Source organism: Verrucosispora sp. NA02020, from assembly GCF_013364215.1.
Classification (GTDB): Bacteria; Actinomycetota; Actinomycetes; order Mycobacteriales; family Micromonosporaceae; genus Micromonospora.
In genome coordinates, this window is the sequence record NZ_CP054923.1 from 2,354,143 (window position 1) to 2,379,213 (window position 25,071).

24 protein-coding genes are annotated in these 25,071 nt (G+C 72.6%); 12 read left to right on the top strand and 12 right to left on the bottom strand.

Translation table 11 applies throughout. The annotated features are described in order from the left end of the window. The first annotated feature begins 95 nt into the window (after positions 1 to 95). A complete protein-coding gene (locus HUT12_RS10290) occupies positions 96 to 1,064 on the top strand; it encodes a TIGR03885 family FMN-dependent LLM class oxidoreductase (RefSeq protein WP_176093231.1) in 969 nt (322 codons plus the stop codon). A gap of 92 nt (positions 1,065 to 1,156) precedes the next feature. Here the strand turns inward: HUT12_RS10290 and HUT12_RS10295 are convergent, their stop codons facing one another. Further along, positions 1,157 to 1,681 carry a GNAT family N-acetyltransferase gene (locus HUT12_RS10295; protein ID WP_176093232.1) on the bottom strand — a complete coding sequence of 175 codons (525 nt, stop codon included), beginning with the start codon at positions 1,679 to 1,681 and terminating at the stop codon, positions 1,157 to 1,159. Between the two features lie 158 nt (positions 1,682 to 1,839). Then, complete coding sequence (locus HUT12_RS10300) at positions 1,840 to 4,452, bottom strand: glycoside hydrolase family 9 protein (protein ID WP_176093233.1); 2,613 nt, start codon at positions 4,450 to 4,452, stop codon at positions 1,840 to 1,842. A 222-nt stretch (positions 4,453 to 4,674) separates the two neighbouring features. Here HUT12_RS10300 and HUT12_RS10305 point away from each other — a divergent pair, with 222 nt between their 5' ends. Further along, entirely contained in the window at positions 4,675 to 5,403 is a 729-nt protein-coding gene (locus HUT12_RS10305; protein WP_131054571.1) for a PP2C family serine/threonine-protein phosphatase, read from the top strand. A 141-nt stretch (positions 5,404 to 5,544) separates the two neighbouring features. Here the strand turns inward: HUT12_RS10305 and hrpB are convergent, their stop codons facing one another. From hrpB to HUT12_RS10320, 3 genes are all read right to left on the bottom strand, one after another. Then, the gene (hrpB, locus tag HUT12_RS10310) at positions 5,545 to 8,055 is read right to left on the bottom strand and encodes an ATP-dependent helicase HrpB (protein WP_176095722.1); all 2,511 of its coding nucleotides are present in this window, start codon (positions 8,053 to 8,055) and stop codon (positions 5,545 to 5,547) included. Between the two features lie 73 nt (positions 8,056 to 8,128). Further along, positions 8,129 to 8,329: a DUF397 domain-containing protein gene (locus HUT12_RS10315; protein WP_176093234.1), complete on the bottom strand. Its 201-nt coding sequence runs from the start codon at positions 8,327 to 8,329 to the stop codon at positions 8,129 to 8,131. A 42-nt stretch (positions 8,330 to 8,371) separates the two neighbouring features. Beyond that, positions 8,372 to 9,214 (bottom strand): helix-turn-helix transcriptional regulator, encoded by an 843-nt coding sequence (locus HUT12_RS10320; protein WP_131052410.1) that lies wholly within the window; start codon positions 9,212 to 9,214, stop codon positions 8,372 to 8,374. Between the two features lie 143 nt (positions 9,215 to 9,357). Here HUT12_RS10320 and HUT12_RS10325 point away from each other — a divergent pair, with 143 nt between their 5' ends. Genes HUT12_RS10325 through HUT12_RS10335 form a run of 3 tightly spaced genes read left to right on the top strand, consistent with a single transcriptional unit; the run spans position 9,358 to position 12,127 of the window. Beyond that, complete coding sequence (locus tag HUT12_RS10325) at positions 9,358 to 9,984, top strand: GPP34 family phosphoprotein (protein ID WP_131052409.1); 627 nt, start codon at positions 9,358 to 9,360, stop codon at positions 9,982 to 9,984. A gap of 41 nt (positions 9,985 to 10,025) precedes the next feature. Beyond that, positions 10,026 to 11,537 (top strand): APC family permease, encoded by a 1,512-nt coding sequence (locus HUT12_RS10330; protein ID WP_131052408.1) that lies wholly within the window; start codon positions 10,026 to 10,028, stop codon positions 11,535 to 11,537. Beyond that, complete coding sequence (locus tag HUT12_RS10335; RefSeq protein WP_131052407.1) at positions 11,534 to 12,127, top strand: N-acetyltransferase; 594 nt, start codon at positions 11,534 to 11,536, stop codon at positions 12,125 to 12,127. The genes HUT12_RS10330 and HUT12_RS10335 overlap by 4 nt, the downstream gene beginning before the upstream one ends. A gap of 125 nt (positions 12,128 to 12,252) precedes the next feature. On the opposite strand, the gene HUT12_RS10340 is transcribed toward HUT12_RS10335, so the two are convergent. Continuing rightward, entirely contained in the window at positions 12,253 to 13,071 is an 819-nt protein-coding gene (locus tag HUT12_RS10340) for a SigB/SigF/SigG family RNA polymerase sigma factor (protein ID WP_131052406.1), read from the bottom strand. A 391-nt stretch (positions 13,072 to 13,462) separates the two neighbouring features. Here HUT12_RS10340 and HUT12_RS10345 point away from each other — a divergent pair, with 391 nt between their 5' ends. Further along, positions 13,463 to 14,194, top strand: a complete 732-nt coding sequence (locus HUT12_RS10345; protein ID WP_176093235.1) for a hypothetical protein — start codon at positions 13,463 to 13,465, stop codon at positions 14,192 to 14,194. A gap of 238 nt (positions 14,195 to 14,432) precedes the next feature. After that, positions 14,433 to 14,561: a hypothetical protein gene (locus HUT12_RS33165; protein ID WP_255446600.1), complete on the top strand. Its 129-nt coding sequence runs from the start codon at positions 14,433 to 14,435 to the stop codon at positions 14,559 to 14,561. A gap of 31 nt (positions 14,562 to 14,592) precedes the next feature. Here HUT12_RS33165 and HUT12_RS10350 read toward each other — a convergent pair whose 3' ends face one another. Then, the gene (locus HUT12_RS10350) at positions 14,593 to 15,114 is read right to left on the bottom strand and encodes a GNAT family N-acetyltransferase (protein WP_254876770.1); all 522 of its coding nucleotides are present in this window, start codon (positions 15,112 to 15,114) and stop codon (positions 14,593 to 14,595) included. A gap of 229 nt (positions 15,115 to 15,343) precedes the next feature. On the opposite strand from HUT12_RS10350, the gene HUT12_RS10355 reads away from it, so the two are divergent. Further along, a complete protein-coding gene (locus tag HUT12_RS10355) occupies positions 15,344 to 15,820 on the top strand; it encodes a MarR family winged helix-turn-helix transcriptional regulator (RefSeq protein WP_176093237.1) in 477 nt (158 codons plus the stop codon). A gap of 11 nt (positions 15,821 to 15,831) precedes the next feature. After that, a complete protein-coding gene (locus HUT12_RS10360) occupies positions 15,832 to 16,821 on the top strand; it encodes a pirin family protein (RefSeq protein WP_131052402.1) in 990 nt (329 codons plus the stop codon). A gap of 449 nt (positions 16,822 to 17,270) precedes the next feature. Here the strand turns inward: HUT12_RS10360 and HUT12_RS10365 are convergent, their stop codons facing one another. Both HUT12_RS10365 and HUT12_RS10370 read right to left on the bottom strand, forming a co-directional pair. Next, a complete protein-coding gene (locus HUT12_RS10365; protein ID WP_176093238.1) occupies positions 17,271 to 17,858 on the bottom strand; it encodes a general stress protein in 588 nt (195 codons plus the stop codon). 186 nt (positions 17,859 to 18,044) lie between these two features. Continuing rightward, a complete protein-coding gene (locus HUT12_RS10370; protein WP_131052400.1) occupies positions 18,045 to 19,424 on the bottom strand; it encodes a glycoside hydrolase family 6 protein in 1,380 nt (459 codons plus the stop codon). A 167-nt stretch (positions 19,425 to 19,591) separates the two neighbouring features. Between HUT12_RS10370 and HUT12_RS10375 the strand changes: the two genes are divergently transcribed. Continuing rightward, entirely contained in the window at positions 19,592 to 20,548 is a 957-nt protein-coding gene (locus HUT12_RS10375; RefSeq protein ID WP_176093239.1) for an NAD(P)/FAD-dependent oxidoreductase, read from the top strand. A gap of 38 nt (positions 20,549 to 20,586) precedes the next feature. On the opposite strand, the gene HUT12_RS10380 is transcribed toward HUT12_RS10375, so the two are convergent. Beyond that, complete coding sequence (locus HUT12_RS10380; RefSeq protein ID WP_131052398.1) at positions 20,587 to 22,710, bottom strand: SpoIIE family protein phosphatase; 2,124 nt, start codon at positions 22,708 to 22,710, stop codon at positions 20,587 to 20,589. Positions 22,711 to 22,898: 188 nt separating this feature from the next. On the opposite strand from HUT12_RS10380, the gene HUT12_RS10385 reads away from it, so the two are divergent. Further along, positions 22,899 to 23,762 carry a hypothetical protein gene (locus HUT12_RS10385; protein ID WP_176093240.1) on the top strand — a complete coding sequence of 288 codons (864 nt, stop codon included), beginning with the start codon at positions 22,899 to 22,901 and terminating at the stop codon, positions 23,760 to 23,762. 51 nt (positions 23,763 to 23,813) lie between these two features. Here HUT12_RS10385 and HUT12_RS10390 read toward each other — a convergent pair whose 3' ends face one another. Further along, positions 23,814 to 24,188 (bottom strand): DUF6401 family natural product biosynthesis protein, encoded by a 375-nt coding sequence (locus HUT12_RS10390; RefSeq protein ID WP_131052396.1) that lies wholly within the window; start codon positions 24,186 to 24,188, stop codon positions 23,814 to 23,816. Between the two features lie 141 nt (positions 24,189 to 24,329). Between HUT12_RS10390 and HUT12_RS10395 the strand changes: the two genes are divergently transcribed. Then, positions 24,330 to 24,776 carry a hypothetical protein gene (locus HUT12_RS10395; RefSeq protein WP_176093241.1) on the top strand — a complete coding sequence of 149 codons (447 nt, stop codon included), beginning with the start codon at positions 24,330 to 24,332 and terminating at the stop codon, positions 24,774 to 24,776. Positions 24,777 to 24,812: 36 nt separating this feature from the next. Here the strand turns inward: HUT12_RS10395 and HUT12_RS10400 are convergent, their stop codons facing one another. After that, complete coding sequence (locus tag HUT12_RS10400; RefSeq protein WP_131052394.1) at positions 24,813 to 25,025, bottom strand: hypothetical protein; 213 nt, start codon at positions 25,023 to 25,025, stop codon at positions 24,813 to 24,815. Positions 25,026 to 25,071 lie beyond the last annotated feature (46 nt).

Consider the following 25,071-nt stretch of genomic DNA (forward strand, 5'->3'; position numbering starts at 1 on the left):
TCGCCGGGATGTAAGCAGGGGTCCCCTGCTATGCACCAGGCGTTAGCAGGGGACCCCTGCTTACATCCCGGCGAGCGTGGGTAGGGAAGGCCGGCATGACGGCGATCGGCTTCCACGCCTCCCACGAGCAGATTCACCCGCGCGCGCTGCTGGAAGCGGTGATCCATGCCGAGCAGGTCGGCTTCGACGCGGCCATGTGCTCCGACCACTTCGCGCCGTGGAGCGAGCGGCAGGGCCACTCCGGGTTCGCCTGGTCCTGGCTCGGCTCCGCGCTCCAGGCCACCGACCTCTCCTTCGGGGTCGTCAACGCGCCCGGGCAGCGCTACCACCCGGCGATCATCGCCCAGGCGATCGGCACCCTCGGCGCGATGTACCCGGGGCGGTTCTGGGCCGCCCTCGGTTCCGGCGAGGCCGCCAACGAACACATCACCGGCGAGGTCTGGCCGCGCAAGGACGTGCGTAACGCCCGGCTGCGCGAGTGCGTCGACGTCATCCGCGCACTGCTCGCCGGTGAGGAGGTCAGCCACGACGGCCTGGTACGCGTCGACCGCGCCCGACTGTGGAGCCGTCCCGAGCAGCCGCCGGCCCTGGTCGGCGCGGCGGTCAGCGTGGAGACCGCCCGCTGGTGCGCCGAGTGGGCGGACGGGCTGATCACCGTCAACGCCGCGCCCGAGTACCTGCGTCGCATGGTCGACGCGTACCGGGAGGCCGGCGGGCGCGGGCCGGTGCATCTCCAGGTACACCTGAGCTGGGCGCCGGACCAGGCCGACGCCGAGGCGATCGCGTACGACCAGTGGCGCAGCAACGTCTTCGCGCCACCGGTCTGCTGGGACCTGGCCACCCCGGAACACTTCGACGTGGTCTCCGCCGAGGTGCCGATGAGCCGCCTCGCCGAGGTGGTCAACATCTCCGCCGACCTGGGTCGGCACGTGGGCTGGCTGGAGGAGTACATCGAGCTCGGGTTCGACCAGATCGCGCTGCACCACGTCGGGCAGGAGCAGCGTCCGTTCCTCGACGCGTTCGGTGAGCAGGTGCTGCCGAAGCTGCGCGGCCGGAGCGGCTGACCAGCACTGTCCGCAGCCGGTCGGCCGTGGGGCCCGACCGGGACCTGACCTGACCCGGTCCGGACCCCGGGGACCCCGGGCCCGGCGGCGGCTCAGTCGAGGCGGCGGGCCAGCACCTGTCCCGGCCACCGCGCGCCGTCCGGTCGGGGCACCGTGAACGGGTCGGTGGCGGTGAAACCCTGCCGCTCGTACCAGCGGACCAACGCGCCGTCGTCGCCCGCGTAGCAGTCCACCCGCAGCAGGTCCACGCCACGTTCCCGGGCCAGCTCGGCGGCGTGCGCCAGCAGCCGGCCACCGATCCCGGCCCCGGCGTACGCCCGGTCGGTGACCAGCAGGTTCACGTACAGCTCCGGCTCGGTGGCGGGTGGTACGTACTCGGTGGCGGCGCCCACCACCAGCGCGCCGACCGGTTGTCCGGTGATCTCGGCCAGCCACAGTCCGCCACTGCCGGCCCATCCGTCGGCCTGGGCGATCCGGCGCGGGTCGGACGAGGCCGGCGCGGTACCCCACTGCCCGGTACGCCCCCGTTCCGCCAACCACGCGATGGCCACGTCGAGCAGCCGCAACACGCTGTCCCGATCCGCCACCCCGCCCCGCCGCACCACGATCTCCGTCATACCGGCCATGCTGCCACGCGACGATCAAGAAGTTCGGGTCCCGATCCAGCGTGGATCGGGACCCGAACTTCTTGATCAACGAGGCGAGGCGGGCGAGGCGGGCGAGACGAGAGGGGGCCGGGTGGGGGGCCGGTCGCCGACGGCCCCCCACCCGGGGTTCAGGAGACGGTGCAGGGAGAGCCGTTGACGGTGACCAGGCCGGGGTTGGGGTTGGCCCCCGGGCCGGTGGTGGCGTTGAAGCCGAAGGTCACCGTGCCACCCGGGTTGATCCGGGCGTTGTACGACTCGTTCTTGGCGGTCACCGTGGCGCCGGCCTGCGTCACCTTCGCCGTCCAGGCCTCCCGGACCTTGGCGTCGCCGGTGAAGGCGAAGCGGGCGGTCCAGCCGTTCACCGCGCTGGTGCCGGTGTTGCGGATGGCCACCTGGCCGGTGAAGCCGGTGCCGCCCTGCCAGGAGCCGTAGTTGGTGTACGACACCGAGCACGTCGGCGCCGGTACGGCCGAGGCGTCACCCTGGTCGGCCAGGAACGAGGAGATCCAGGTCAGCGCCGAGTTCCAGTTGATGGCGACCTCGTTGGTGGAGTACGAGGCGATGTCGTCGACGAAGCAGAACATCGGCGCGCACCCGGCCAGCAGTTGCTCCACGAACGGGTCCTGGAGGGCGGCGTTCGGGCCGCCGGCCAGCGAACCGACCGGGGGCTTGGGCATGGACGGGTCCAACTGGTGGCCGAAGATGCGGCTGTGCTGGTTCTCCGCCGCGTGCTCGCCCCACCCGGTCACGTACGAGATGTTCAGCGCGTTGCGGCCGAAGATGTAGTCCATCGCCTGCACCGCACCGTCGCGGTACTTCGCCTCGCGGGTCAGGTCGAACGCGGTGGCCAGCACGACCGCGTTGTTGATCACGTTGCCGTTGCCGCCCCAGAAGTAGCTGCCGGCGTCACCGGGCATGGGCAGCCCGTACGCCTGCCGCTGGATCTCGGCGAGGTAGCCGTCGGCGGCGGTGGTGACCGAGGCGCGAACCCGGGCCAGGTCGGCGGCGGGCAGCCCGTTCGGCACGGTGGCCAGGTCGAGGCGACCCAGCGCGGCGACGCTCTGCCAGCCGAAGCCCCGGACGTCGAAGACGTCACCGGTGTGGTGCGCAGACGCGGTCAGGTCGGTCAGGTACGCCCGCTCGCCGGTGGTCAGGTACAGCTCGGCGGCGGCCCAGTAGAACTCGTCGGTGACGTTGCTGTCGTCGTACGCGCCGCCGCCGTTGCCGTCGGTCGGGCTGGCGTACCGGGTCGGGTTGGCCTTGGCCGCCGCGTACGCGGTCTTGGCGGCGGTGCCGCAGCGCTGGGCGAACGTCGCGTCGTACGGGGCGAACAGTCGGGCGCACTGCGCGGCCACGGCGGCCAGGTTGAGCGTGGCGGCGGTGGACGGCGGGTGCAGTTCACGCGGCTCCGGGTCGTCCTCGGGCTGCAACGGCAGGCCGGTCCAGTTCCGGTCGTGGATCTTGTGGTGGACCATCCCGGCCAGCGGCTTACCGGCCGGCACCTGCATCCGCAGCAGGAACTCCAGCTCCCAGCGGGCCTCGTCGAGGATGTCGGGCACCCCGTTGTCGCGCTCCGGCACCCGCAGCGTGCTGTCGCCGAGGGCGGCACCGAAACCGGCGGTGGCGGCGTTCTTGGTCCGCTCGAAGGTGCTGAGCAACTGGTAGGTGGCGATGCCGCCGTTCACGACGTACTTGCCGTGGTCACCGGCGTCGTACCAGCCGCCGCGCACGTCGAGCCGGTAGTCGCAGACACCGGCCTGACACGGCACGTCGGTGTCGCCCTGGTTCGGGGCGACGCCCAGGTGACCGGCCGGCCGGGCGTACTCCTCGCCGACCAGATCGCCGTCGATGGCGATGCCGCTGCGCTGGATGTAGAAGAACTGCAACGCGTCGGAGCGCAGTCGCTCGTAGAGCGCGCCGGAGATGTCGAACGGGTGGCTCACCTCGCCGTCCACGGCGAGCGTCAGGCCCTGCCCGGGGGTGCGGTAGCCGGAGAAGTCGACGGAGTGCACGTTCTGGTCCGACGCCGCGTCGACACCGCGCGGGGTGGTGGTGCCGCTGGCGACCACACTGCCGGAGGCGGCACGCAACTGCCAGGGCAGGGCCTCGGTGGCGTCGGTGACGACCGTGGCGTTCTTGGGGCCGCCGGGCAGGTAGCCGACCTGGTTGACGCGGACCCGGGGGCCGGTGTCCGGCACGTACGGCTCGGGCGGGTTGCCGCCGCGCAGCGAGACGTTGTCCAGGCAGACGGTCTGGCCCTCGGCGGCGCCGCCGACCTGGAAGATGAGCTGGGCGCGCTCGTCGTCCTCGGGCGCCACGAAGGTCCGCTCGACCCGCTGCTGGGTGGGGGTGGCGGCGGCGGTGACCGAGTAGTAGCCGGTGTAGGGGGCGTTGCCCAGTTGCAGCACGGCGGTCACGGCGCTGCCGGGGGTGGCGGTGACGTCGAAGCCGAGGGTGTACTCGGTGCCGGCGACCAGCGCCACCGCGTCCTGGCCGATGCCGGCGTCCCAGGGGTTGGCCAGCCCACCGGCGACGGTGGTGCAGAGTTGGCCGTCGGTCACGCCGAGCGGACCGGTGCCGAAGGAGAACCACGGCGACACGCCGGTGCTGAAATCGCCGTTCGTGATCTGTTCGGGGGCCTCGGCCGGGGGATCGGCGTGGGCGGTGCCGGCGCTCACAGCGGCCAGCGCCACGGTGGTCGCCGCGGCGAGCGCCGCGAGGCGACGTCGGGATGGCGTCACGGATATTCCTTCCGACGAACGGGACGGAATGGTGGTGTGCGTATGCGGGAAACCTGGGAGCGCTCCCAGGTATCGGGCATGTTTCCAGGGTGGACGGGGCGATGTCAATCGATCCTGTCCGATGGGCTCGGAGGTCGTCGGCCAGTGAGATTCGCCGCGCCACGCCCGGCCGTCCTGATCTCCTAGAGACAACGGAGGCCTTCTCCTGGCAGGCTGCGTCCCATGACCCTGAAGCTGCGTTCCGCGGGGGCGAGCGACCGTGGGCTGATCCGCAGCGGCAACCAGGACGCGTTGCACGCCGGGACCTGGCTGGTGGCCGTCGCCGACGGCATGGGCGGGATGGCTGCGGGCGACCTGGCCAGCGCCATCGCCATCGAGGCGGTGGCGCCGCTGGACGTGGAGATACCCGAGCACGCGCTCGTCGCCGCGTTGCAGGACGGCATCCAGTCGGCCACCACCCGGATCCGGCAGGCGGTGGCCGAGGACCCGCAACGGCAGGGGATGGGTACGACGCTGACCGCGCTGCTCTTCGCGCGTACCGGGAGCTGCCTGGCGCTGGCCCACGTGGGCGACTCCCGGGCGTACCTGTTCCGCGACGGCGTGCTCAAGCAGATCACCCGGGACGACACGTTCGTGCAGATGCTCGTCGACCAGGGGGTGATAACACCGGACCAGGCCGGCAGCCATCCCCGTCGGGCCGTGGTCACCCAGGCCCTGCAGGGCGACGAGGTCTCCCCGACCTACGCCACGATGCTGCCCCGACACGGCGACCGCTGGCTGCTGTGCAGCGACGGACTGTCCAACGTCGTCCGTGCCGAGACCCTGGCCGAGGTGCTCCCGGCCCACCCGGACCGGGAGGTGTGCGCCCGCAAGCTCATCGACCTGGCGTTGCGCGCCGGCGGCCCGGACAACATCACCGTGGTCATCGCGGACATCGTCGACGAGCCCTGACGCGCAGCCGCACCCCGACCCGTCGCCGCGTCCAGCCGACGGGTGGGCGCGGCGTTTGCCGGGTGGGCGCGGCGTTTGCCGGGTGTTAGGAAGGGTCCCCTGCTATGCACCAGGCGTTAGCAGGGGACCCTTCCTTTCACGTCAGCCGCGTCCGACGCGGCGGGTGGGTGCGGCCGTGGTCGGGTCCTCCGGCCAGGGATGCCGGGGATACCGCCCGCGCAGTTCGGCGCGCACCTGCCGGTAGCCGGTGCGCCAGAACGAGGCCAGGTCGGCGGTGACCGCCACCGGCCGGCCCGCCGGTGAGAGCAGGTGCAGCAGCACCGGCACCCGACCGCCGCCGACGCGAGGTGCCTGCGCCCAGCCGAAGGTCTCCTGGAGCCGGACCGCCAGCACCGGCGCGGCCGGGTCGGCGTAGTCCACCCGGATCCGGGAGCCGCTCGGCACGGCGATCCGCTCGGGTGCCAGCTCGTCCAACCGTCCCGCGAGTGACCAGGGCAGCAGCCGGCGCAGCGCACCGGCCACCTCGATCCGGGCCAGGTCGGCCCGGCGCCGGGCACCGGCCAGCTCGGGCCCCAGCCAGTTCGACGCGCCGGCCAGCAGCGCCTCGTCGGTGACGTCCGGCCACTCGTCGCCGAGCGCGTGTCGGCAGAACGCCATCCGGTCGCGCAGCGTCCGCGCCGCCGGCGTCCAGGTCAGCAGGTCGAGGCCGACGTCCCGCAACCCGGCCAGCAGGGCGGCGGCGACCTCCGCCGGTCCGGGCCGGGACAGCGGCCGGTCGACCAGCTCGATGGCGCCCAGGCGGACCACCTCCCGGGCCACCACGTCCCCGCCCGACCAGCCGACCTCCCGGTCGGTCCGCAGCAGCACCGCACCGACCTCGCGGGCGGTCGCCTCGTCCAGCACCGCCGCCCGCCGGATTCGCGCGGCCGGAGCACCGGGCGCCCGGTCCGCCACCGCGACGGCCAGCCAGCCGGCGCCGGCCAGCGACGACCCCGGTGCCAGCTCCGCCGCGGTCCCGCCACTCATCAGGTACGCCGAGCCGCCCGCCCGGCGTACCCGGCCCAACCGTTCCGGGTACGCCAACCCGACCAGCAACCCGGCGGCCAGATCGTCGGGCAGGGCCTTCCCGGCGGGGTCCTCGGCGGTGCCGGCCGGCAGGGCGGTACGCAGTCGGCGTACCTCGGTCCGCCAGCGGGCGGTGGCACCCGGCTCGACGCCGTCGCGCAGTCGACGCCAGGCGGCAGCGAGGTCGTCCCCGGCACCGGCGACGGACTCCTCGGCGAGCAGTGCGACCACCTCGGCGGCGCGCCGGGCGCCCACCCGGGCGGCACCGTCGAGCAGGGCCCGGGCCAGCCGGGGATGCGCCCCGGTGGCGGCGATCGCGCGTCCCCGCGCGGTGATCCGGCCGTCCGGGTCGAGGGCCCCGAGCGTGCCCAGCGTCTCCCGGGCCACCGTCATCGCCGCCACCGGGGGCGGATCCGGCAGCGCGAGTCCGGTGCCGTCCGGTGTGCCCCAGGCGGCCAGGTCGAGGGCGAAGCCGGTGAGGTCGGCGGTGGCGATCTCCGGTTCCGGTTGGGCCGCCAGCCGCTCGTGGGTCGCCGGTGACCAGCAGCGGTAGACGTGCCCCGGTGCCTCGCGACCGGCCCGTCCGGCCCGCTGGGTGGCCCCGGCCCGGGACACCGGCACGGTGACCAGCGCGCCCAGTCCCCGGGCCAGATCCAGCCGGGCGACCCGGGACAGGCCGGCGTCCACCACGGTCCGCACCCCCGGCACGGTCAGGCTGCTCTCGGCCACGGCGGTGGCCAGCACCACCCGTCGTCGCGGTCCCGGACGCAGCGCCGCGTCCTGTTCGGCGCCGTCCTGGCGGCCGTGCAACCGGAGCACGTCGACCTGGTCGCGCAGGGCGGCCAACCGGCCCGCGACGGCCGCTATCTCGCCCACACCGGGCAGGAAGACGAGCAGGTCGCCGTCCTGTTCGTCGAGTGCCCGCCGGACGGTGGCGGCGACGTGGTCGAGCAGCGCCCGGTCGACCGGCCCGGCGCCGGGCGGCGGTACCGGCCGGACCGGCGGCGCCCAGACCCGGGTCACCGGGTGCAGCGCCGAGGCGGCCCGCACCACCGGCGCGGGCGTGGCACCGCCGAGCAGGGCGGCGAAGCGGTCCGCCTCCGGCGTGGCCGACATCGCCAGCAGCCACAGGTCCGGTCGCAGCGCGGCCCGGGACTCCACGCTGAAGGCGAGCGCGAGATCGGCGTCGAGCTGTCGTTCGTGGACCTCGTCGAGCAGCACCGCACCGACGCCGGCCAGCTCCGGGTCGTGCTGCAACCGGCGGACCAGCAGCCCGGTGGTGACCACCTCGACCCGGGTCCGTGGACCGACGCGGCGGTCGCCGCGCACGGCGTAGCCGACCCGGTCGCCGACCCGCTCGCCGAGCAGCGTCGCCATCCGCCGGGCGGCAGCGCGGGCGGCCACCCGCCGGGGCTGGGCGACGATCACGCGGCCGGCGACCGCCTCGGCCACCGCGAGCGGGGCGAGCGTGGTCTTGCCGGTGCCCGGCGGGGCGACCAGGATCGCGGTCCCCGCCGCGCGCAGCGCCGACACCAGCGCCGGCAACGCCGGACGGACCGGCAGGTCGAGGGGTACGTCGGAGAGCACGGCCCAGTCTCGCACCGGCTCTCGGCCCATGGCCGACGTGTCTGTTCCGTGCTCGGCCGAAGGGGCGGTGGACTCAGCCGGTGCGGACCGCGTCGACGCCGGTGACGAAGGCGTGCCAGGCCGCCGACGGGAAGGTCAGCACGGGGCCGGGGCGGTCCTTGCTGTCCCGTACCGCCACCCGACCGTCGACGACGGCGACCTCGACGCAGTTGCCGTTTCCCACGCTGCGCGTACTGGTGCGCCAGTTAGCCCGGGACAGGTCGAGCGCGGTCATCGCGATCCCTTCGTCGATACCGACTGTGACCGCGCCGAACGGTCACGTAAAGTAACGAGAAGCTTCCTTCAGGCGCACCAAAGACGCCGCTGGATCAAGCGCCAGACGTCGCAGCCTCTCGTGCACAAGGCTATACGAGCGCACCTGCGCGACCTCTTCCAGTGCCAGGCCTGTCGAGAGGTTTTCCAGGTAAACCACGGCTGCGTCGGCCGCGTCGGCAAACGTGAGGATCACGTACGGCGAGTTCATCGCCGGGTGGCCGCCGGCCGCGAATGGAAGTACCTGGATGGTGACGTTCGGTAGCTGTGCGGTGGTTTCCAGGTGGGCGAGTTGCGCCGCCATCACGGCCCGTTCGCTCACGGGGCGTAGCAGTGCCGCCTCGTTCAGCACCACCGACAACTCGGCCGGCTCGTCGCTGCGCAGTACGTCCTGTCGGCGCAGTCGGGCGGCCACCTTGCGGTCGATGTCGTCCTCGCCCGCGGTGAGCCGATAGACCTCCCGGGCGTACGCCTCGGTCTGCAGTAGCCCCGGCACCGCCTCCGCCTCGTACGTGCGCAGGGTGGCCGCCTCGGCCTCCAGTCCGACGTAGAACTCGAACCACTCCGGCAGCACGTCGCTGTAGTGCTGCCACCAGCCCCGTTGCTGGGCGCCCCGGGCGATCTCGATGAGCGCCTCGGCGTCGTTCCCGGTCACCTGGTACAGCGCCAGTGCGGCCCGGACGTCTCGCGGCTTGATGCCGATCTGGGCGTTCTCGATGCGGGACAGGTTGCTCTTGGACATGTCCAGTTGCCGGGCGGCGACGTCCAGGGTCATGCCGGCGCGTTCGCGCAACTGGCGGAGTTCCCGGGCGATGCGGCGGCGGCGAACGGTGGGGCTCGCGGTCACCCTCCGAGTCTGTCACGGGAAAATTCGCAGGTCGCGCCAGCACGGAGTGCAACTGCCGAAAACGGGAGTTGCGTTGCAGTTGCGCTCGGTGCATTCTTGCCTGCGGTTAGCGATCACTATGGACGGCCGGCCAGGGGGGACGAGTGCTCATCGCCGACGAGTTCTTCCTGATCGCCCACAACGACACCCGGGGCAAGGCCAAGCTGCATCCGGCCGCCACCAGCCTCGGCCTGGCCGCCGGCCTGCTCGGCGAGTTGGTCCTCTATGGACACGTGACGGTCGCGGCCGGACAGGTCACCGTGGTCGACCGGCGTCCACCGGCCGACGCGCTGGCGCACACCGTGCTCGACCAGTTGATCGGCGAGCAACAGCACCAGGCGGTGCGGACCTGGCTCAGTTTCCTCGCCCAGACGGCGGTGACCTCGGTGGGGGAGCGGCTGGCGCGGGCCGGGGTGCTGCGCCGCCAGGAGACGCGTCGACTGCTGCGGACCAGCGTCACGTACGTGCCGACGGACCTCAACGTCGCGGCCTGGCCCGCCACCCGGCTGCGCGCCGCGCTGGAACGCGCGGACCCGCCCCACGTGCCCGACGCGCTGCTGCTCGGGCTGGTCGCGGCCGCCGGGCTGACCCGTGAGGTGTTGTGGAGCGCCGGTCCGCGCGCCCACCACCGGCTCAACCTGATCATTCCGGCCCTGCCGGCTCCGCTGAAGGAACTCGTCGGACAGACCGAGGCCGCCGTGGGTGCGGCCGTGCTGCGCGGTCTCCCCTGAGGCGGTAACACCCCTTCCCCTCCCTGACATCCGGAGCAGTCATGTCCTCGACAGTGACACCCCCACGATCGAGCAACGTCTCCGAGGCACTGGCCCGTGGCCGCCTCGGAGTGCCCTCGGTGATCTTCTTCGTGCTCTCCGCCGCGGCGCCGCTGACCGTGGTGGCCGGTGTGGTCACCACCGGCTACGGCGTCGTCGGGGTGCTCGGCATCCCGCTGGCCTTCCTGGCGGTCGCCGCCGTGCTGGCGCTCTTCTCCGCCGGCTACGTGGCGATGGCCCGCCGGACGGCCAACGCCGGCGCCTTCTACGCGTACGTGGCCCGGGGGCTGGGCCGACCGGCCGGGGTGGGCGCGGCCTGGGTGGCGCTGATCGCGTACAACGCCCTCCAGGTCGGGCTCTACGGCACCATCGGCGCGGCGGCGGCACCGGTGCTGGACCGGCTGTTCGGCGTGACGCCACAGTGGTGGATCGTGGCGCTGCTGGCCTGGGCGCTGGTCGGCCTGCTCGGGCTGCTGCGGGTGGACATCAACGGCATGGTGCTGGCCGCGCTGCTCTGCGCCGAGATCGCCGTCATCGTGCTGTTCGACCTCGGCCAGTTGGGCAACCCGGCGGGCGGCAGCGTCAGCTTCGCGGCGTTCTCGCCGGACAACTTCTTCGTACCCGGCCTGGGCGCGGTGCTGGTGCTGGCCATCCTCGGCTTCGTCGGCTTCGAGGCGGCGGTGGTGTTCAGCGAGGAGAGCAAGGACCCACAGCGGACCGTACCGATGGCCACCTACCTGTCGGTGGCGATCATCGCGGTCATCTACGCCCTCTCGTCGTGGAGCATGACGGTGGCCGTCGGCCCGGACCGGATCGTCGAGGAGGCCAACGCCCAGAGCGTCGAGCTGATCTTCAACCTGGCCGGCGCGCACCTGGGGGACACCGTCCTCACCATTGGCCAGGCACTCTTCCTGACCTCGGTGCTGGCCGCGATGATCTCGTTCCACAACACCACCGCGCGGTACGCCTTCGCGCTGGGCCGTGAGCGGGTGCTGCCGGCGGTGTTCGGGCGTACCTCGCCGACGACCGGCGCGCCGCAGGCCGCCTCGCTGGCGCAGAGCGCGCTCGGACTGGTGGTGATCCTGCTGTACGCGTTCAACGGCTGGGACCCGGTCCTGCAACTGTTCTTCTGGCTGGGCACCAGCGGCGGCTTCGGTGTGCTGCTGCTGATCGCGACCACCGCCGTCGCCATCATCGTCTACTTCGCCCGCAACGCCGAGCAGGAGACGCTCTGGCGGCGGCTGGTCGCACCCGGGATCGCGGCGATCGCGCTGACCGTCATCATCGTGCTGGCGGTGCAGAACTTCGCGAACCTGCTCGGCGTCGAGCCCGACTCCCCGCTGCGCTGGGCCTTCCCGGCGGTGTACCCGGTGGCCGCGCTGCTCGGCGCGCTGTGGGGGATGACGTTGCGCAGCAGCCGACCCGACACGTACGCCCGGATCGGCCTGGGCGCGGAGAGCGCCGCCGCGGTGGCGGTCCCGCCGTCGCGGGTCGAGGCGGAGGTGCGGCGATGAGCGTGACGACCGTCTCGCGCCTCGGGGAGGCCGACACCCGCTGGGTGGCCGAGCGCATCGCCGAGTCCTTCCTGGTCCTGGACGCCACCCGGTGGCTGGTCCCGGACGAGGCCAAGCGGGAGGCGGTGCTGGCCGGGAATTTCGAGATCATCGTGGCGCACGCCATGCGGCACGGGCTGGTGTTCGGCACGGCGGACCGCGCCGGTGTGGCGGTCTGGCTGCCGTCGGTCGGTGAGCCGCTGCCGCCGCCGGAGGACTACGACGCCCGGCTGGTCGCCGCCTGCGGGGAGTGGACGCCGCGCTTCGTGCACCTGGACGAGTTGTTCGCCACCCACCACCCGCATCGGGACCACCATCACCTGGCGCTGCTGGCCGTCCGGCCGGATCGCCAGGGACAGGGGGTGGGGTCGACGCTGCTGCGGCACCATCACGCGTGGCTGGACGCCAACGGGGTGCCGGCCTATCTGGAGGCGAGCAGCGAGATCGGCCGTGACCTCTATGCGCGGCACGGTTACCGGGTGTCGGAGCCGTTCCGGCTGCCCGACGAGACGCCGTTCTGGCCGATGTGGCGGGAGCCGTCCGTCACCTGAGTCGTCCGCCGCCACCGGATCGACGACGCGGGCGCCGGCCCGCGAGGGCCGACGGGCCGAGACGGTGGCGGCGGACACGACGGTGGCCGGGTCCTCGCAGGCCCGGCCACCGTCGCCACCCCCTCTTAGTACGTGCCGTCGAGCTGCCCCCGCAGCTTCGTCAGCGCCCGGGCCAGCAGCCGGGACACGTGCATCTGCGAGACGCCGATCTGCTCGGCGATCTGCGACTGGGTGAGGTTGCCGTAGAAGCGCAGCGTGAGGATCTTCTGCTCGCGCTCGTCCAGAGTGGCCAGCGCCGGCCCGAGGGCCACCCGCAGCTCGGCCAGCTCGAACTCGCTGTCCTCGCCGCCGAGCATGTCGCCCAGCTCGGTCGCCCGGTCGCCGTCACCGGTCGGGGTGGACAGCGACACCGCGTTGTAGGCGCGGGCACCCTCCAGGCCCTCCAGGACCTCTTCCTCGGTGAGCTTGAGGTGGCTGGCGATGTCGGCCACCGTCGGCGAGCGACCCAGGGTCTGCAACAGCGAGCTGTTGGCGTCGGAGATGGCCAGCCGCAGTTCCTGGAGCCGCCGGGGGACGCGGATGTCCCAGGTGCGGTCGCGGAAGTGCCGCTTGAGCTCGCCGATGATCGTGGGGATCGCGTAGCCGGCGAAGTCGACGCCCCGGGTCGGGTCGAACTTGTCGATGGCCTTGATGAGGCCGACGGCGGCGGTCTGGGCCAGGTCGTCGGTGGGCTCCCCGCGTCCGCTGTAGCGGTGCGCGAGGTGGTTCGCCAGCGGCAGCCAGGCCTCGATCGCCCGGTCGCGCAGCGCGGCCCGGGACGGGTGCCCGGCCGGCAGCGCGGCCATCGCGTTGAGTAGGTCGGTGGCGCTGTCGGAGAGCGAACGCGGGTCGAGCTTCGGTGCCGTGGGCGCCGGGGCAGTCGCCGTTTCGGTGAGCGCGGTCATGGTGGTCCTCCCTGCACCTCGTCCGCGGATAAAGACGTGACGCTTTGGTTTAGAGCTTGCTAGTCCGTTCGGGAGTCACCTTAGCCTGATGGTGCCGCAGAAATCTAGCCGAACGGACGATGTACTTAAGTTACTTCTAGCCATGAAACGGTCTCAACCGGCCATTCGTCTATGAAGTGCCACCGGATCCGAAGGCGATCCGTGATCTCGACCGGCCGGTTCGGCTGATCCCTGATCGGTCGTCCCCCGTCCCGGCATGAACGGGCGGAGGTCCGACGTCGCCGATCGGGGGAGACGCCGACGGGTCGGGCCGACGACTGTCGCCTATCCGTCCTTGTCCCGTCCGTGGGACCCGGCATAGCGTCGCGGGGGACTGTCGACCGGAGGTGTTGTGCTCGACCCCGCGGTGCCCCAACTCGTCGTGAACTGCCGGACGCTGTACTTCAGCTGGCTGCCGGCGGATCCGGGCGCGGTGGCGGCACTCGTCCCGACCGGGCTGCGACCGCATCCCGGTGGCCAGGTCTTCATGAACCAGTACGTGGTGGACGACGCGAGCCAGACCTCCGGCTTCGGCTCGTACTCGCTGACCTATCTCGGGGTGACCCTGGCCGGCGTGGACGCCCCCGACGGGGTGACCCCGGGTGGCTGGTGGACCCACTACGTGACCTCCAGCGAACTGGTCCGCCGGTACGCCCTCGGTCGGGGTGCTCCCGCGTCGGCCGGTGACACCTCCATCGCCGCGAACGGCCACGAACTGGTGACCGAGACCACCATCGACGGCGCGCCGGTGATCCGGGCCCGGGTGCGTGCCGGCGAGACCGGACACGCCGTGCACAACGGCCACCACCGGTACGTCACGTCACTGCACGGTCGGCTGGTCAGCAGCATCTATCCGGTCGTCGCCGAGCCCACCACCTCCTTCGAGATCGAGTCGGTGGAATTCCTGGACCCCGACCACCCGGTCTACGCGCTGCGGCCGGAGAACCCGCTCACCATCGGCTGGGGCTACTACTCCCCACGGGCGTCGTTCGCGTACCCGGGCGGTCTGACCGTGCTCGATGCTCCGGGGTCCGGGGTGACGGACGTGCCCCACGCGGAACGCCCCCTGCCCGCGCTCGGCTGAGCGTCCGTCGTGCCGTCCATCGGCTGAGAATCCGGGTCTTCTTCGGGTTTCCTCTGGTCCAGGTGGGTAAGCCAGTTGCGGGTCGGTACGCCCCGGTGCGCCGGGGAATCGTCGTGCGCGTCGACGTGCCGCCCGGAGGCCGTCCCGGCCTCACCATCCCGGATCGGGTTCGCTCCGCCGGCCGTCGGTGCCGCAGGCGTGCGCCCGGTCCCGGTCCGAGCAGCGAGGAGGCCGCACCATGTCCGGCGAGACGACGAACTCCGTGACCGAGCACCGTGAGCAGGCGGTGGAGAGCGAGCGGGGGGCGCTGGTGGCCGTGCTGGTGATGGTCCTGCTGGGCGTGGCCGGCATCTTCGCCGTCTCCTGACCCGGTCGGCGCGTCGCCCGCCGGAGCGGGATCAGTCGGTGGCGAGGCGGGCGTGCAGGTGCTCGTCGTGGCGGCGGCCGTCGCCGTAGCGGTGTGACTGGCGCAGCGTGCCCTCGAACGGATACCCGGCGCGTTCGGCGACCCGGCAGGAGGCCGGGTTGGCCACCGCGTGACACAGCTCGATGCGGTGCAGGCCCAGATCGCGGAAGGCCCACTCGGTGAGCCGGCTGACCGCCGCCGAGGCGAGGCCCCGCCGGCGGGCGGCGGCGACGGTCCAGTAGCCGATCGAGGCGTCACCGCCGTGGATGCGGTGCAGCGACACCGAACCCAGCATGATCTCCGGCCGGGTCGGGTCGGCCACCGCCAACGAGACGTGGGTGCCCTGCGACCAGTCCGCCCGCCATCGCACCCACTGGCGGGCGGCGTCGAGGTCGAACGCGTCGCCCTGCGGGTTCCACAGGGCGATCGCCGGGTCGTGCCACGCGGCCAGCACGGCGGGCGCGTCCGTGGTGTTCCAGGGGCGCAGCAGCAGGCCGGAGGCGGTCAGTTCCACGACGCGAAAGTCTCGCACAACCGCACGGGTCTGCCCCCACGATCTTGGACTTGTGGTAGCGATACAAGGCACACAAGCGCCCAAAAACCTCGCCACTACTCCATGATCGGCGAGGTCCTCCGCAGGGTCGATTCAAAACTTGACCACCTCTTCCGCCAGTGCGGCGTGATGCAAGTGGCGCTGCTCGGGCGTGATTGTTCAAATTTTGAGTACGTGCTACCGTGGCGCCATGACCGAGAGCCTGAGCGAGGTGCGACTCGTCGCCTGGCGGGCGTACATCGAGGCCAGTCAGCGGTTGTTCACCCGGCTGGAGGACGACCTGCGGGCCGCCAGCGAGCTGAGCTTCGCCGACTACCACGTGCTGGTGCTGCTCGCCGAGGCCCCGGGGCAGCGGCTGCGGATGGGCGAGCTCGCCGGTCGACTGGTCTTCTCGCCCAGCCGACTGACCTACCAGGTCTCGTCCATGCAGCGACGCGGCCTGGTCACCCGGCAACCCTGTCCGGACGACGGGCGCGGCAGCGAGGCGGTGCTCACCGCCGCCGGGCTGTTGGCGCTGCGCGAGGCCGCCCCGCACCACCTGCGCTCGGTCCGTACCCACCTGATGGACGACCTCGACGACGCCGAGATCGCCTGCCTGACCACGGTCTTCACCCGACTCGGCCAGCGGCTGCAGGGCACCGCCGGCGCCGCCCCCCGCGAGAGCTGAAGGAGCTTCCGATGCCCGCCATCACCGTCGACAACGTCCTCGTCCTGCCCCGCCTGCCGAAGCTCGACGAGTCCACCACCGTCATCCGACCGGTCCGCCGGCTGACCACCGCGCCCAGCGGCTTCGAGGGCGAGGGCTTCCCGGTGCGGCGGGCCTTCGCCGGGGTACCCACCACCGAGCTGGACCCGTTCCTTCACCTCGACCAGATGGGCGAGGTGGAGTACGCGCCGGGCGAGCCGAAGGGGACCAGTTGGCACCCGCACCGCGGCTTCGAGACCGTCACGTACATCATCGACGGGATCTTCGACCACCAGGACAGCCACGGTGGCGGCGGCACCATCACCAACGGCGACACCCAGTGGATGACGGCGGGCAGTGGCCTGCTGCACATCGAGGCGCCGCCGGAGCACCTGGTGGTCAGCGGTGGGCTGTTCCACGGCACGCAGCTCTGGGTCAACCTGCCCAAGGTGGCCAAGATGAGCCCACCGAAATACCAGGACATCCGGGGCAACCAGGCGGCACTGGTCACCACGCCGGACGGCGGCGCGCTGGTCCGGGTGATCGCCGGTGAGATCGCCGGGCACCAGGGGCCCGGGTCGACGTACACGCCGATCACCGTCGCCCACGTGACGGTGGAGCCCGGCGCGCAGGTCGACCTGCCCTGGCGGCCGGACTTCAACGCCCTGGTGTACGTCCTGGGCGGCCGGGGCACGGTCGGCGCGAACGGACGTGGCGTCCGCACCGGGCAACTCGCGGTGCACGGGCCGGGCGACGCGTTGCGGTTCAAGGCCAACGCCCGGCAGGACAGCCGCACCCCGACGCTGGACCTCTACATCATGGGCGGGCAGCCGATCCGGGAGCCGGTGGCCCAGTACGGCCCGTTCGTGATGAACAGCCGGGACGAGCTGATCCAGGCGTTCGAGGACTACCAGGCCGGTCGGCTCGGGGTCGTCCCGGCGGAGCGGGTGCCGCACACCGGCGGCCAGGGCGACCGGCCCTGACCAATCTGTACGGGCAGCGCCCGTCCCGGTCCGCGGCCGGGGAACGGCCGCGGACTCCGGGGCGGGCGGTCCTGTTCGGACCGCCGGCTGGACCTCGCCGCGACACCGCCAACGTTCCCGGGCATCGCACCAGGTGCGCGGTGGACCTGCTCCCGCAGCGTGGTCGGTTGGGCTTGCCACCACCGGAGACTCGGTCCGCCGCTTTCCCGCGTTCGAATCGCGGCCCGCTTTGCGCGGTATTGCTTGGCAGCGAGCAGGTGGGGAGATTTGTTGTCGCTCCAGCGACAACAAATCTCCCCACCTGCCGCCGATGCGTGCGGTCTTCGAGGCGTCCGCTCACTCGCGCGGCTGGTCCGCCGCTGTAGCGCGCCAGCAGGCGGATACAGAGTCTCGCGGATCAGGGGCTGGCCCACGGGCGGGAGAGTTCCCGCCCGTGGGCCACGTGCAGGTCAGGTCGCCGGCTGTGCCGCGCGACCGCCCAGGTGCAGCCGGCCCACGAGCTGTCGGGCCGGTTCGGCCATGTCCGCCTCGACGGTGACCGCGTACTGGTTGGCCCGCAGCGAGCTGGCCGAGGTGAAGTCTCGCTTGCCGCCGGTCATGGCATGCGCGACCCCACCGAACACGGCACCCCAGACGGCACCGATGACCAGGCCGACGAGGAGCACGGCCAGCCAGTTGCCGACCGTGAAGATGCCGAACAGCAGGCCGATGAAGAGCCCGAGCCAGGCGCCGGTGCCGGCGCCGATGAGCGCAGCCCGGGCCGTGGTCAGCCGGCCGAGCACCGTCTCCACCAGGGTGAGGTCGGTGCCGACGATGGCGGTCCGTTCGACCGGGAAGCGGTTGTCGGCCAGATAGTCCACGACGCGCTGTGCGGACGGATAGTCCGGATACGCGCCGAGCGTCACGGTCGGCGGGCCGGCCTGCGGGCCGTGCCCGTCGCCAGCGGGTGCCGCGGTGCGGCCTCCGGGACCGGAAGGGAGGGTGCCGCCGCCGGTCACGCCGGGTTGCCACGCCGAGGGGTTCGATCGTGTGGTCATGGGTCTCCTCCTTCGTCTCCGGTCGCGTTCCCGCCGGAGGCGAGCGGTAACGCCCGAGGCGGATCCGGTACCGACCGAGCCCGGGCAGGCGACCGGGCCCCCGGCCACCGCTGCTGCGGTGCTGGCCGGAGGCCCGGTGCTGGTGGTGGAGCCCGAAGGCCCGGTGCGGGTACGGGGGGCGCCCGATCAGGCGCAGGTGCCGCCGTTCAGGGTGAAGGGGCCGGGCGTCGGCAGGCTGCTGCCGCTGAAGGTGCCCTGGAAGCCCACGCTGATCGTGCCGCCGACGGGCACGTTGCCGTTGTACGCGACGTTGCGGACCTCGATGCGGTCACCGGACTGGCTCCAGGTGCCGTTCCAGCCGTTGCTCAGCCGTACGCCGGAGCCGGCGTTGAAGGCGAGCGTCCAGCCGGTGAGCGCCACGCTGCGGTTGGTGACCCGGATCTCGGCGGTGAAGCCGCCGGCCCACGTGTTCGGGGTGAACGTCACCGCGCAGCTGCCGGCGGGCGGGTTGGACGGGGGCGGCGTGGTCGGCGGCGTGGTGGTGGGGGGAGTGGTGGTCGGCGGGGTCGTCGTCGGCGGGGTGGTGGTCGGCGGGGGGCCGGCCGCGACCGCCAGGTCGTACGCCCGCTGGGGCACGAACTGTCCGGCGGCGGCGATACAGCCGTCGGCCTCGCCGGGCAGCTTCACCCAGAGGAAGGCGTCGATCGCCGAGTCGCCGGTGGCGGTGGTGCTCGGCGTGCCGATCGCCCGCCCCGGCGGGTCGCACCACTCCGAGCCGGCCGGGCCGTTGCCGTTGCGGCTGGTGTCGATGACCGCCTTGAGGCGGGAGTTGCCGGTGGCCTGGATGATCTGCTTGGCGTACGAGACCTCGTCGGCGGTGCGGCGGTAGTTCGACACGTTGACCGAGATGCCGTCGGCGCTGTTGGCGACGTCCGCCGCGTTCAGTCGAGCGGCTGCCTCGCTGGGCGCGAGCCATCCGCCGTGGCCGATGTCGAAGTAGACCTTCGCCGCTGACGAGCCGGCCTTGAGCGCCTTGCCGGCGTACGCCATGGAGGCCCGGACCTCGGCCTGCTGACTGGCGTTCATGCAGCTCGTCATGATCGGGAGCACGTCGGGCTCCAGGATGATCGTGGCGGGCCGACCGCCGAGCCCGGCGGCGACCTGGTCCACCCACTGCCGGTAGGCGGAGTGGTTGGGCGCGCCGCCGCCGCTGTGGTTGCTGCAGTCGCGGTTGGGGATGTTGTAGACCACCAGGATCGGGATCTTGCCGGCGTTGGCGGCGGCGTTGACGAAGGAGCTGACCTCCGCGCGTACGGTCGAGGTGTTGGTGGTGGTGTACCAGCGCGGCTGCGGGACGCTGGCGATCCGGTCCCGGATCACGGCGGCCTTGGAGTCGTTCGGGTTGGCGGCCACCCAGCGCGCGGCGCTGGTGTCCGGGTCGACGTAGAACACGGAGTCGGCGGCGGCTGCGGGCGCGGGACGCAATGCGCCCACGCCGACGGTGGCGACCACGGTCAGTGCCGTCGCGACGGCGCCGACCACGGCATACGTGCCTCTGGTTCTCATGTACTGCTCCTCGGATGCATCGAAGACAGTGCGTGGAAGCGCTCCCACATGTCCGCCAAGGTACGGGCCGGTTGCGAACTTGTGAAGACCTTCCGGAAGTATCGGGAGGATCGACGGGCACCGCTCGATAGCCGCCAGGAGGGCCGGCTCGCGAATACGATCACCGGATGGGTCTGGATCGTGCGGGTGTCGTGGTGGTCGGAGCGGGGATCGCGGGCGTCGCCTGCGCCGGGGAACTGGCGCGTGCCGGGGTGCCGGTGGAGATCCGCGAACGCGGTCGGGTGGCCGGCGGACGGATGGCCAGCAAACGCTTCGACGGCCGCCCCGCCGACCTGGGCGCCGCCTACCTGACGGTGAGTGATCCCGACTTCGCCGAGGTGGTCCGCGAGTGGGAGGACGCCGGCCTGGCCCGCGAGTGGACCGACACCTTCGTCTCCTACGACCGCACGGGTCGACGGCAGGTCACCGGGCCGCCGCGCTGGGCCGCCCCCCGGGGACTGCGGTCACTCGTCGAGCACCTGGCCCGCGACCTGCCCGTGGTGGTGAACCGGCTGGTGCTCGGCGTCGAGGCCGGTCCGTCCGTCGACGGCACCGCGTGCGCGGCGGTGGTCCTGGCGATGCCGGGCCCGCAGGCGGCGCTGCTGCTCGACCCGGCCCTGGCCGACGCCACCGAGGCCGCCGGACGACAGCGTTGGGCACCGACACTCTCCGCCGTGCTGCGCTTCCCGACCCGACGCTGGGCGGACTTCCGGGGCGCCTTCGTCAACGACCATCCGCTGCTCAGTCTGGTCTGCGACGACGGCGACCGGCGCGGTGACGGCGCGCCGGTGCTGGTGGCGCACACCACGCCGGAGTTCGCCGCCGGTCATCTCGCCCAACCCACCGGCGCCGCGTCGGCCGTCGAGGCGGCCGTCCGCGACCTGCTCGCGCTCTCCGACCGGGCCGAGCACGTGCACGTGCACCGCTGGACGTACGCCAAGCCCATCTCCGGGGCCGACGCCGGGTTCCACCTCGACGGCGACGGGATCGGGCTGGCCGGGGACGCCTTCGGCGAGTCCCGGGTGCAGACCGCCTGGCGTTCCGGCCGCGACCTCGGTCGCGCCCTGGTCCAGCGTCTGACCTGACGGGCAGGCCGGTGGGTCTGCCCCGGAGGGCGGGGCGGTCAGTCGGGCGGGAGGAGGATCTCGAACCAGACGGTCGAGCCGCGCACGGTGGGGTCGGTGCCCCAGGCGTCGGTCAGCTCCTCGATCAGGCCCAACCCCCGGCCACGGCTGCTCAGCGTGTCGGTGCGGGCCCGGGTCACCGTGCCCCGGGATCCGGAGTCGGCCACCGAGACGAGCAGGCGCTCCGGGCTGAGGTCGATCTCGACCAGGGCCTCGGTGCCGGCGTGCAGCAGGGCGTTGGTGGTCAGCTCGCTGGTGCAGAGCACCGCCGCGCCGATCACCGACTCGGCCACCCGCCACTCGGTGAGCAGCGCGGTCATCCAGTGCCGGACCCGGCTCGGCGCGGTCGGCTCGGCCGGCACCTCCATCCGCGCCGACCGGCTCGGCCGCAGCGCGTACTCGACGGCCAGGACGGCGACGTCGTCCTCGGTGGCACCGGGGACCGAGGCGGTGGCGGCGGCGCACAACGCCCTCGGGTCACCGCTGGGTGCGGCGGCCACCGACTCCGCCAGGCGGGCGAGACCGTGCGACAACCCCTGCCGTCGCCGTTCCACCACGCCATCGCTGAACAGCAGCAGGGTGTCGCCGGGGGAGAACGCGACGGTGCCGGTGGCGGGGCGGTAGCCGATGCCTAGCGGCGCGCCGGTCGGCACGTCCACGTAGACGGCCCGTGCCTTGCCCCCCGGCGCGCAGCGGCGCACCAGCGGTGCCGGGTGGCCGGCGCTGGCCAGGGTGAGCTGCTCCCGTGCCACGTCGATCACACCGAACGCCACGGTCACGAACAGCTCGTACGTGCCGGTCTCGGACCCGAGGCTGCTGACCAGGCGGTCGAGCCCGGCGAGCACCTGGTCCGGACGCGGGTCGTTGAGCGCCAGCGCCCGCAGCGCGGCGCGGACCTGCCCCATCCGGGCGGCGGCCTGCACGTCGTGCCCGGCCACGTCGCCGAGCACCACCCCCAGGTCGCCGGTGGGCAACACGAACGCGTCGTAGAAGTCGCCACCGGCGGCGTTGCCGTCGACGCCCGGGTCGTAGCGGGCGGCGATCCGCAGCAGCGGCAGGCTGGGCAGGTTCTCCGGCAACATGCTGCGCTGGAGTAGCTGGGCGGTGCCGTGCTGGGTCTCGAAGCGGCGGGCACGCTCGGTCGCCTGCCCGACCAGCTCGGCCGACGCGGCCAGCAACGCCTGTTCCGGCGCGGTCCAGGCGTGCGGGGTGCGGTAGCCGACGGTGAGCGCGCCGCGTACCCCGGACGCCCGCAGCGGTATCGCCGCCAGGGCACGGACCCGCTGGTCGTGCCGGTCGGCGGCGGTGTCGCGCAGCGGCTCGCCGTCGTCGACGAAGTGGGATTGGCCGGTACGCGCGCTGAGTGCCGCCGGTGCCGGCCAGTCCGCCGGTCCGCGCCGCCACAGCGGGGGCAGCCGTTCGTCCGCCTCGTCCACCAGCTCGCCCCGGACCCGGCGGACCAGCCGCCAGCCGCCTCCACCGCCCCCGTCGTCGACGGCGAACGAGACCCGGTCGGCGTCGAACGAGGCGAGCGCGTACCGCAGCGCGACCCGGGCCACGTCGTCGAGGGTCAGCGTGCCGGAGAGCGCCGCCGCGAACTCGCTGAGCCCCTGCAACTGGCGGGTCGCCGGGCTGGTCTCGGCAACCACCGACAGCACCCCGGCGATGCGGCCCCGGCTGTCGCGGACGGTCGAGCAGGCCCAGATGTAGACGGACGGGTCGAGTCCGTCGGAGCGCAGCGGGAGGGGTGCCTCCTTCTCCAGGAAGGGCTCACCGGTGCGGTAGGTGTGCTCGACGACGTCTCCGACACCGGGCAGCCGCCACACCTCGTCGAAGACCTCGGCCGCCGGCCGCCCCACGGCCTGCGGGTGCCGGTCGCCGATCAGCTCGGCGTACGCGTCGTTGTAGAGCAGCAGCAACTCGTCGCCGAGGTAGAGCGCCATCGGTGCGGGTGAGCCGAGCACCACCTCCACGGCGGCGCGGACCGCCGGGTCCCAGGACTCGCGGGTGCCCAGCACCGTGGCACCCCACTCGTGGTGGCCGACGACGGTCGCGGCGCGCGGCACCGGCGCGCGGGGCGCCTGGCCTGCTGGCGTGGGGACTCGCCCGACCGTTCCTGGCATGCCCGCAGCCTAGCCCGCCCCCTCGACCCGTGTTTCCGATCATGCGCCCGGTGCTTCGGGCCGGTACATCAGGGCAGGTCAGGGCCGTTCTGTCGGGATGTGTCGGGAAAAAGCAGGTGACCTGCCCGGCGTGCAGTCCCGACGTTGGGGTAAGCGCGCGGGGCAGTCCATGCGACAGGAGGGACATCATGCCGGAAACCCTGGCGGCCAGGCAGGTCAACATCGGTGACGCTGTGGCCGACATGTGGAGGTCGGTGCTGCTGTTCGTACCGAGGGCCATCGCGTTCATCGCGATCCTGGTGGTCGGATGGCTCATCGCCAGAGCCGTGCTCAAGATCGTTGATACGGTCCTGGAACGGGTGGGGTTCGATCGCGCGGTCGAACGGGGCGGTATCAAGCGCGCGCTCGAACGGACCAGGTACGACGCCAGTGACATCCTGGCCCGCCTGGCGTACTACGCCGTACTGCTGTTCACGCTTCAGTTCGCCTTCGGCGTCTGGGGTCCGAACGCGATCAGCAACCTGATCGGCGGTGTGGTGGCCTGGCTGCCCCGAGCCTTCGTGGCGATCGTGATCGTGGTGATCGCCGCGGCGATCGCGAACGCGGTACGGGACCTCGTCAGCGGGGCGCTGGGCGGTCTGTCGTACGGGCGGGTGCTGGCCGACCTGACGGCGGTCTTCATCATCGCGCTCGGCGTCATCGCGGCCCTGAACCAGGTGGGTATCGCCACCACCGTCACCACTCCGGTCCTGATCGCGGTGCTCGCCACGGTGGCCGGCATCCTGATCGTCGGCGTGGGCGGTGGTCTGGTCAAGCCCATGCAGAACCGCTGGGACGGCTGGCTCCACCGGATCGCGGAGGAGTCGCGGGCCGTCCGCGAACAGCGGCAGGGCGCCCAGGCCGGACGCAGCGACATGCAGCGGCAGATGGCCGACCGGTCGGGCCAGCGTACCCAGCCGACGTCGATGGGGCAGGAGTCGTCGATGTCCGGGGGACGGGGTACGTACCAGTCCGGGAACTCGGGTGACGAGACCCAGCAGTTCGGCCGGTGACCGTACGCGAAGGGTGACGGGTGTCCGCCGCACGGCGGGCACCCGTTCGCGTCACAGCGGGGGCGGCTGCGGTGCCGGGGTGTCCAGCGTGACGATCAGCGCGCAGACGGCGAGCAGTCGCACCAGCACCCAGTCCGCCTCGGCCCACTCCACCGGGGTGGCCGGCGGCTGCCAGCCGTGCTCGTCGGCGGCGGCGCGCAGCCCCTCCGCGTAGCCGGCCAGCGCGGCGGCGGTCAGCGGGGTGTCGTCGCCGTGCAGACTGTCCCGCACCGCGGCGGCGTGCTGGTCGACCACGGCGAGCAGACCGGGCAGGGCAGCGGCGGCGGCCAGCCCGTCGAGCCCCAGCGTGGTGGCGAGCGCCATCAGCGCCGACCGGTTTTCCTCGACGGTGGTATGGGTCCGAACCCGGTTCGACGGCACGCGCATGGGGAACGAATCTAGCCAACTCGGACCGGCGGTGACCTCGGCCGCTCGGCTGGTGCGGGGGTCGGCCGGTCGTCGTGCCTGACACCCGGACCCGACCGGTCGCCCGGTCAGACGGGCGGTGGCGGCAGCAGGGAGGCACGAATGGACACCACCGACAGGCCCGACGAGGGGCACCGGCGACCGGCCGGTGTGAGTGACGACACGGTGGCGGCGCTCGGCAAGCTCAGCGAGGCGCTGGAGTGCGTGGAGCGCGCCCGTGGCCAGCTCTACTCGATGCACCAGCTCATCGGTCACGCCGACCTGATGCTGGACGAGGCGGTGCGGATGTTCCGCTCGGCCGGGCACGGCACCATCGCCGACCGGATCGCCGACGAGTTGGTGGGTCGGAACGTGATCGCGGGTCGCTGGACGTTCCAGATCGTCGAGGACTTCGACGACGGGTACTACGCGCTCTTCCAGGACCTGGACCGGACGGCTCGCGACGAACTGGTCGGGGGCCGGCGGCACCTGTACGAGGCGGAGATGAAGGAGCGACGTCGTACCCGTGGTCGCGCGGGTCACGAGGCCCGCCCGCAGGAGGCCGGGTGAGGGCGGTCGGGCCACCGAGCCCGGGTGCGGGTGTGGTTACTCCGAGGAGCGGGCGTCCGCCGGACGGCGACGCGCGGTGTCGTCAGCGATGATCACCGTTGCCACCATCAGCGCGACGCAGAGGCTGAACAGCCAGGAGCTGTCCTCGGTGAAGCGTGCGGAGACGGGTGCCTGAGCGGCGGCGAGCAGAAAGCCGAGCCATGCCAGGCGGCGCTGACGCGGGTTGAGGAAGCCGGAGCCCTGATGCATTCCGAAAGTCTTGCGCGCTGTCGCGGCGTTGCCGTCAGCCGAACGG

What these genes read in the sequence shown, in the direction of transcription:
- HUT12_RS10290 (WP_176093231.1), top strand. Translation starts at nt 96, where the DNA reads ATGACGGCGATCGGCTTCCACGCCTCCCACGAGCAGATTCACCCGCGC.
- HUT12_RS10295 (WP_176093232.1), bottom strand. Translation starts at nt 1,681, where the DNA reads ATGACGGAGATCGTGGTGCGGCGGGGCGGGGTGGCGGATCGGGACAGC.
- HUT12_RS10305 (WP_131054571.1), top strand. Translation starts at nt 4,675, where the DNA reads ATGACCCTGAAGCTGCGTTCCGCGGGGGCGAGCGACCGTGGGCTGATC.
- HUT12_RS10315 (WP_176093234.1), bottom strand. Translation starts at nt 8,329, where the DNA reads ATGACCGCGCTCGACCTGTCCCGGGCTAACTGGCGCACCAGTACGCGC.
- HUT12_RS10330 (WP_131052408.1), top strand. Translation starts at nt 10,026, where the DNA reads ATGTCCTCGACAGTGACACCCCCACGATCGAGCAACGTCTCCGAGGCA.
- HUT12_RS10335 (WP_131052407.1), top strand. Translation starts at nt 11,534, where the DNA reads ATGAGCGTGACGACCGTCTCGCGCCTCGGGGAGGCCGACACCCGCTGG.
- HUT12_RS10340 (WP_131052406.1), bottom strand. Translation starts at nt 13,071, where the DNA reads ATGACCGCGCTCACCGAAACGGCGACTGCCCCGGCGCCCACGGCACCG.
- HUT12_RS33165 (WP_255446600.1), top strand. Translation starts at nt 14,433, where the DNA reads ATGTCCGGCGAGACGACGAACTCCGTGACCGAGCACCGTGAGCAGGCG.
- HUT12_RS10355 (WP_176093237.1), top strand. Translation starts at nt 15,344, where the DNA reads ATGACCGAGAGCCTGAGCGAGGTGCGACTCGTCGCCTGGCGGGCGTAC.
- HUT12_RS10360 (WP_131052402.1), top strand. Translation starts at nt 15,832, where the DNA reads ATGCCCGCCATCACCGTCGACAACGTCCTCGTCCTGCCCCGCCTGCCG.
- HUT12_RS10365 (WP_176093238.1), bottom strand. Translation starts at nt 17,858, where the DNA reads ATGACCACACGATCGAACCCCTCGGCGTGGCAACCCGGCGTGACCGGC.
- HUT12_RS10370 (WP_131052400.1), bottom strand. Translation starts at nt 19,424, where the DNA reads ATGAGAACCAGAGGCACGTATGCCGTGGTCGGCGCCGTCGCGACGGCA.
- HUT12_RS10375 (WP_176093239.1), top strand. Translation starts at nt 19,592, where the DNA reads ATGGGTCTGGATCGTGCGGGTGTCGTGGTGGTCGGAGCGGGGATCGCG.
- HUT12_RS10380 (WP_131052398.1), bottom strand. Translation starts at nt 22,710, where the DNA reads ATGCCAGGAACGGTCGGGCGAGTCCCCACGCCAGCAGGCCAGGCGCCC.
- HUT12_RS10385 (WP_176093240.1), top strand. Translation starts at nt 22,899, where the DNA reads ATGCCGGAAACCCTGGCGGCCAGGCAGGTCAACATCGGTGACGCTGTG.
- HUT12_RS10390 (WP_131052396.1), bottom strand. Translation starts at nt 24,188, where the DNA reads ATGCGCGTGCCGTCGAACCGGGTTCGGACCCATACCACCGTCGAGGAA.
- HUT12_RS10395 (WP_176093241.1), top strand. Translation starts at nt 24,330, where the DNA reads ATGGACACCACCGACAGGCCCGACGAGGGGCACCGGCGACCGGCCGGT.
- HUT12_RS10400 (WP_131052394.1), bottom strand. Translation starts at nt 25,025, where the DNA reads ATGCATCAGGGCTCCGGCTTCCTCAACCCGCGTCAGCGCCGCCTGGCA.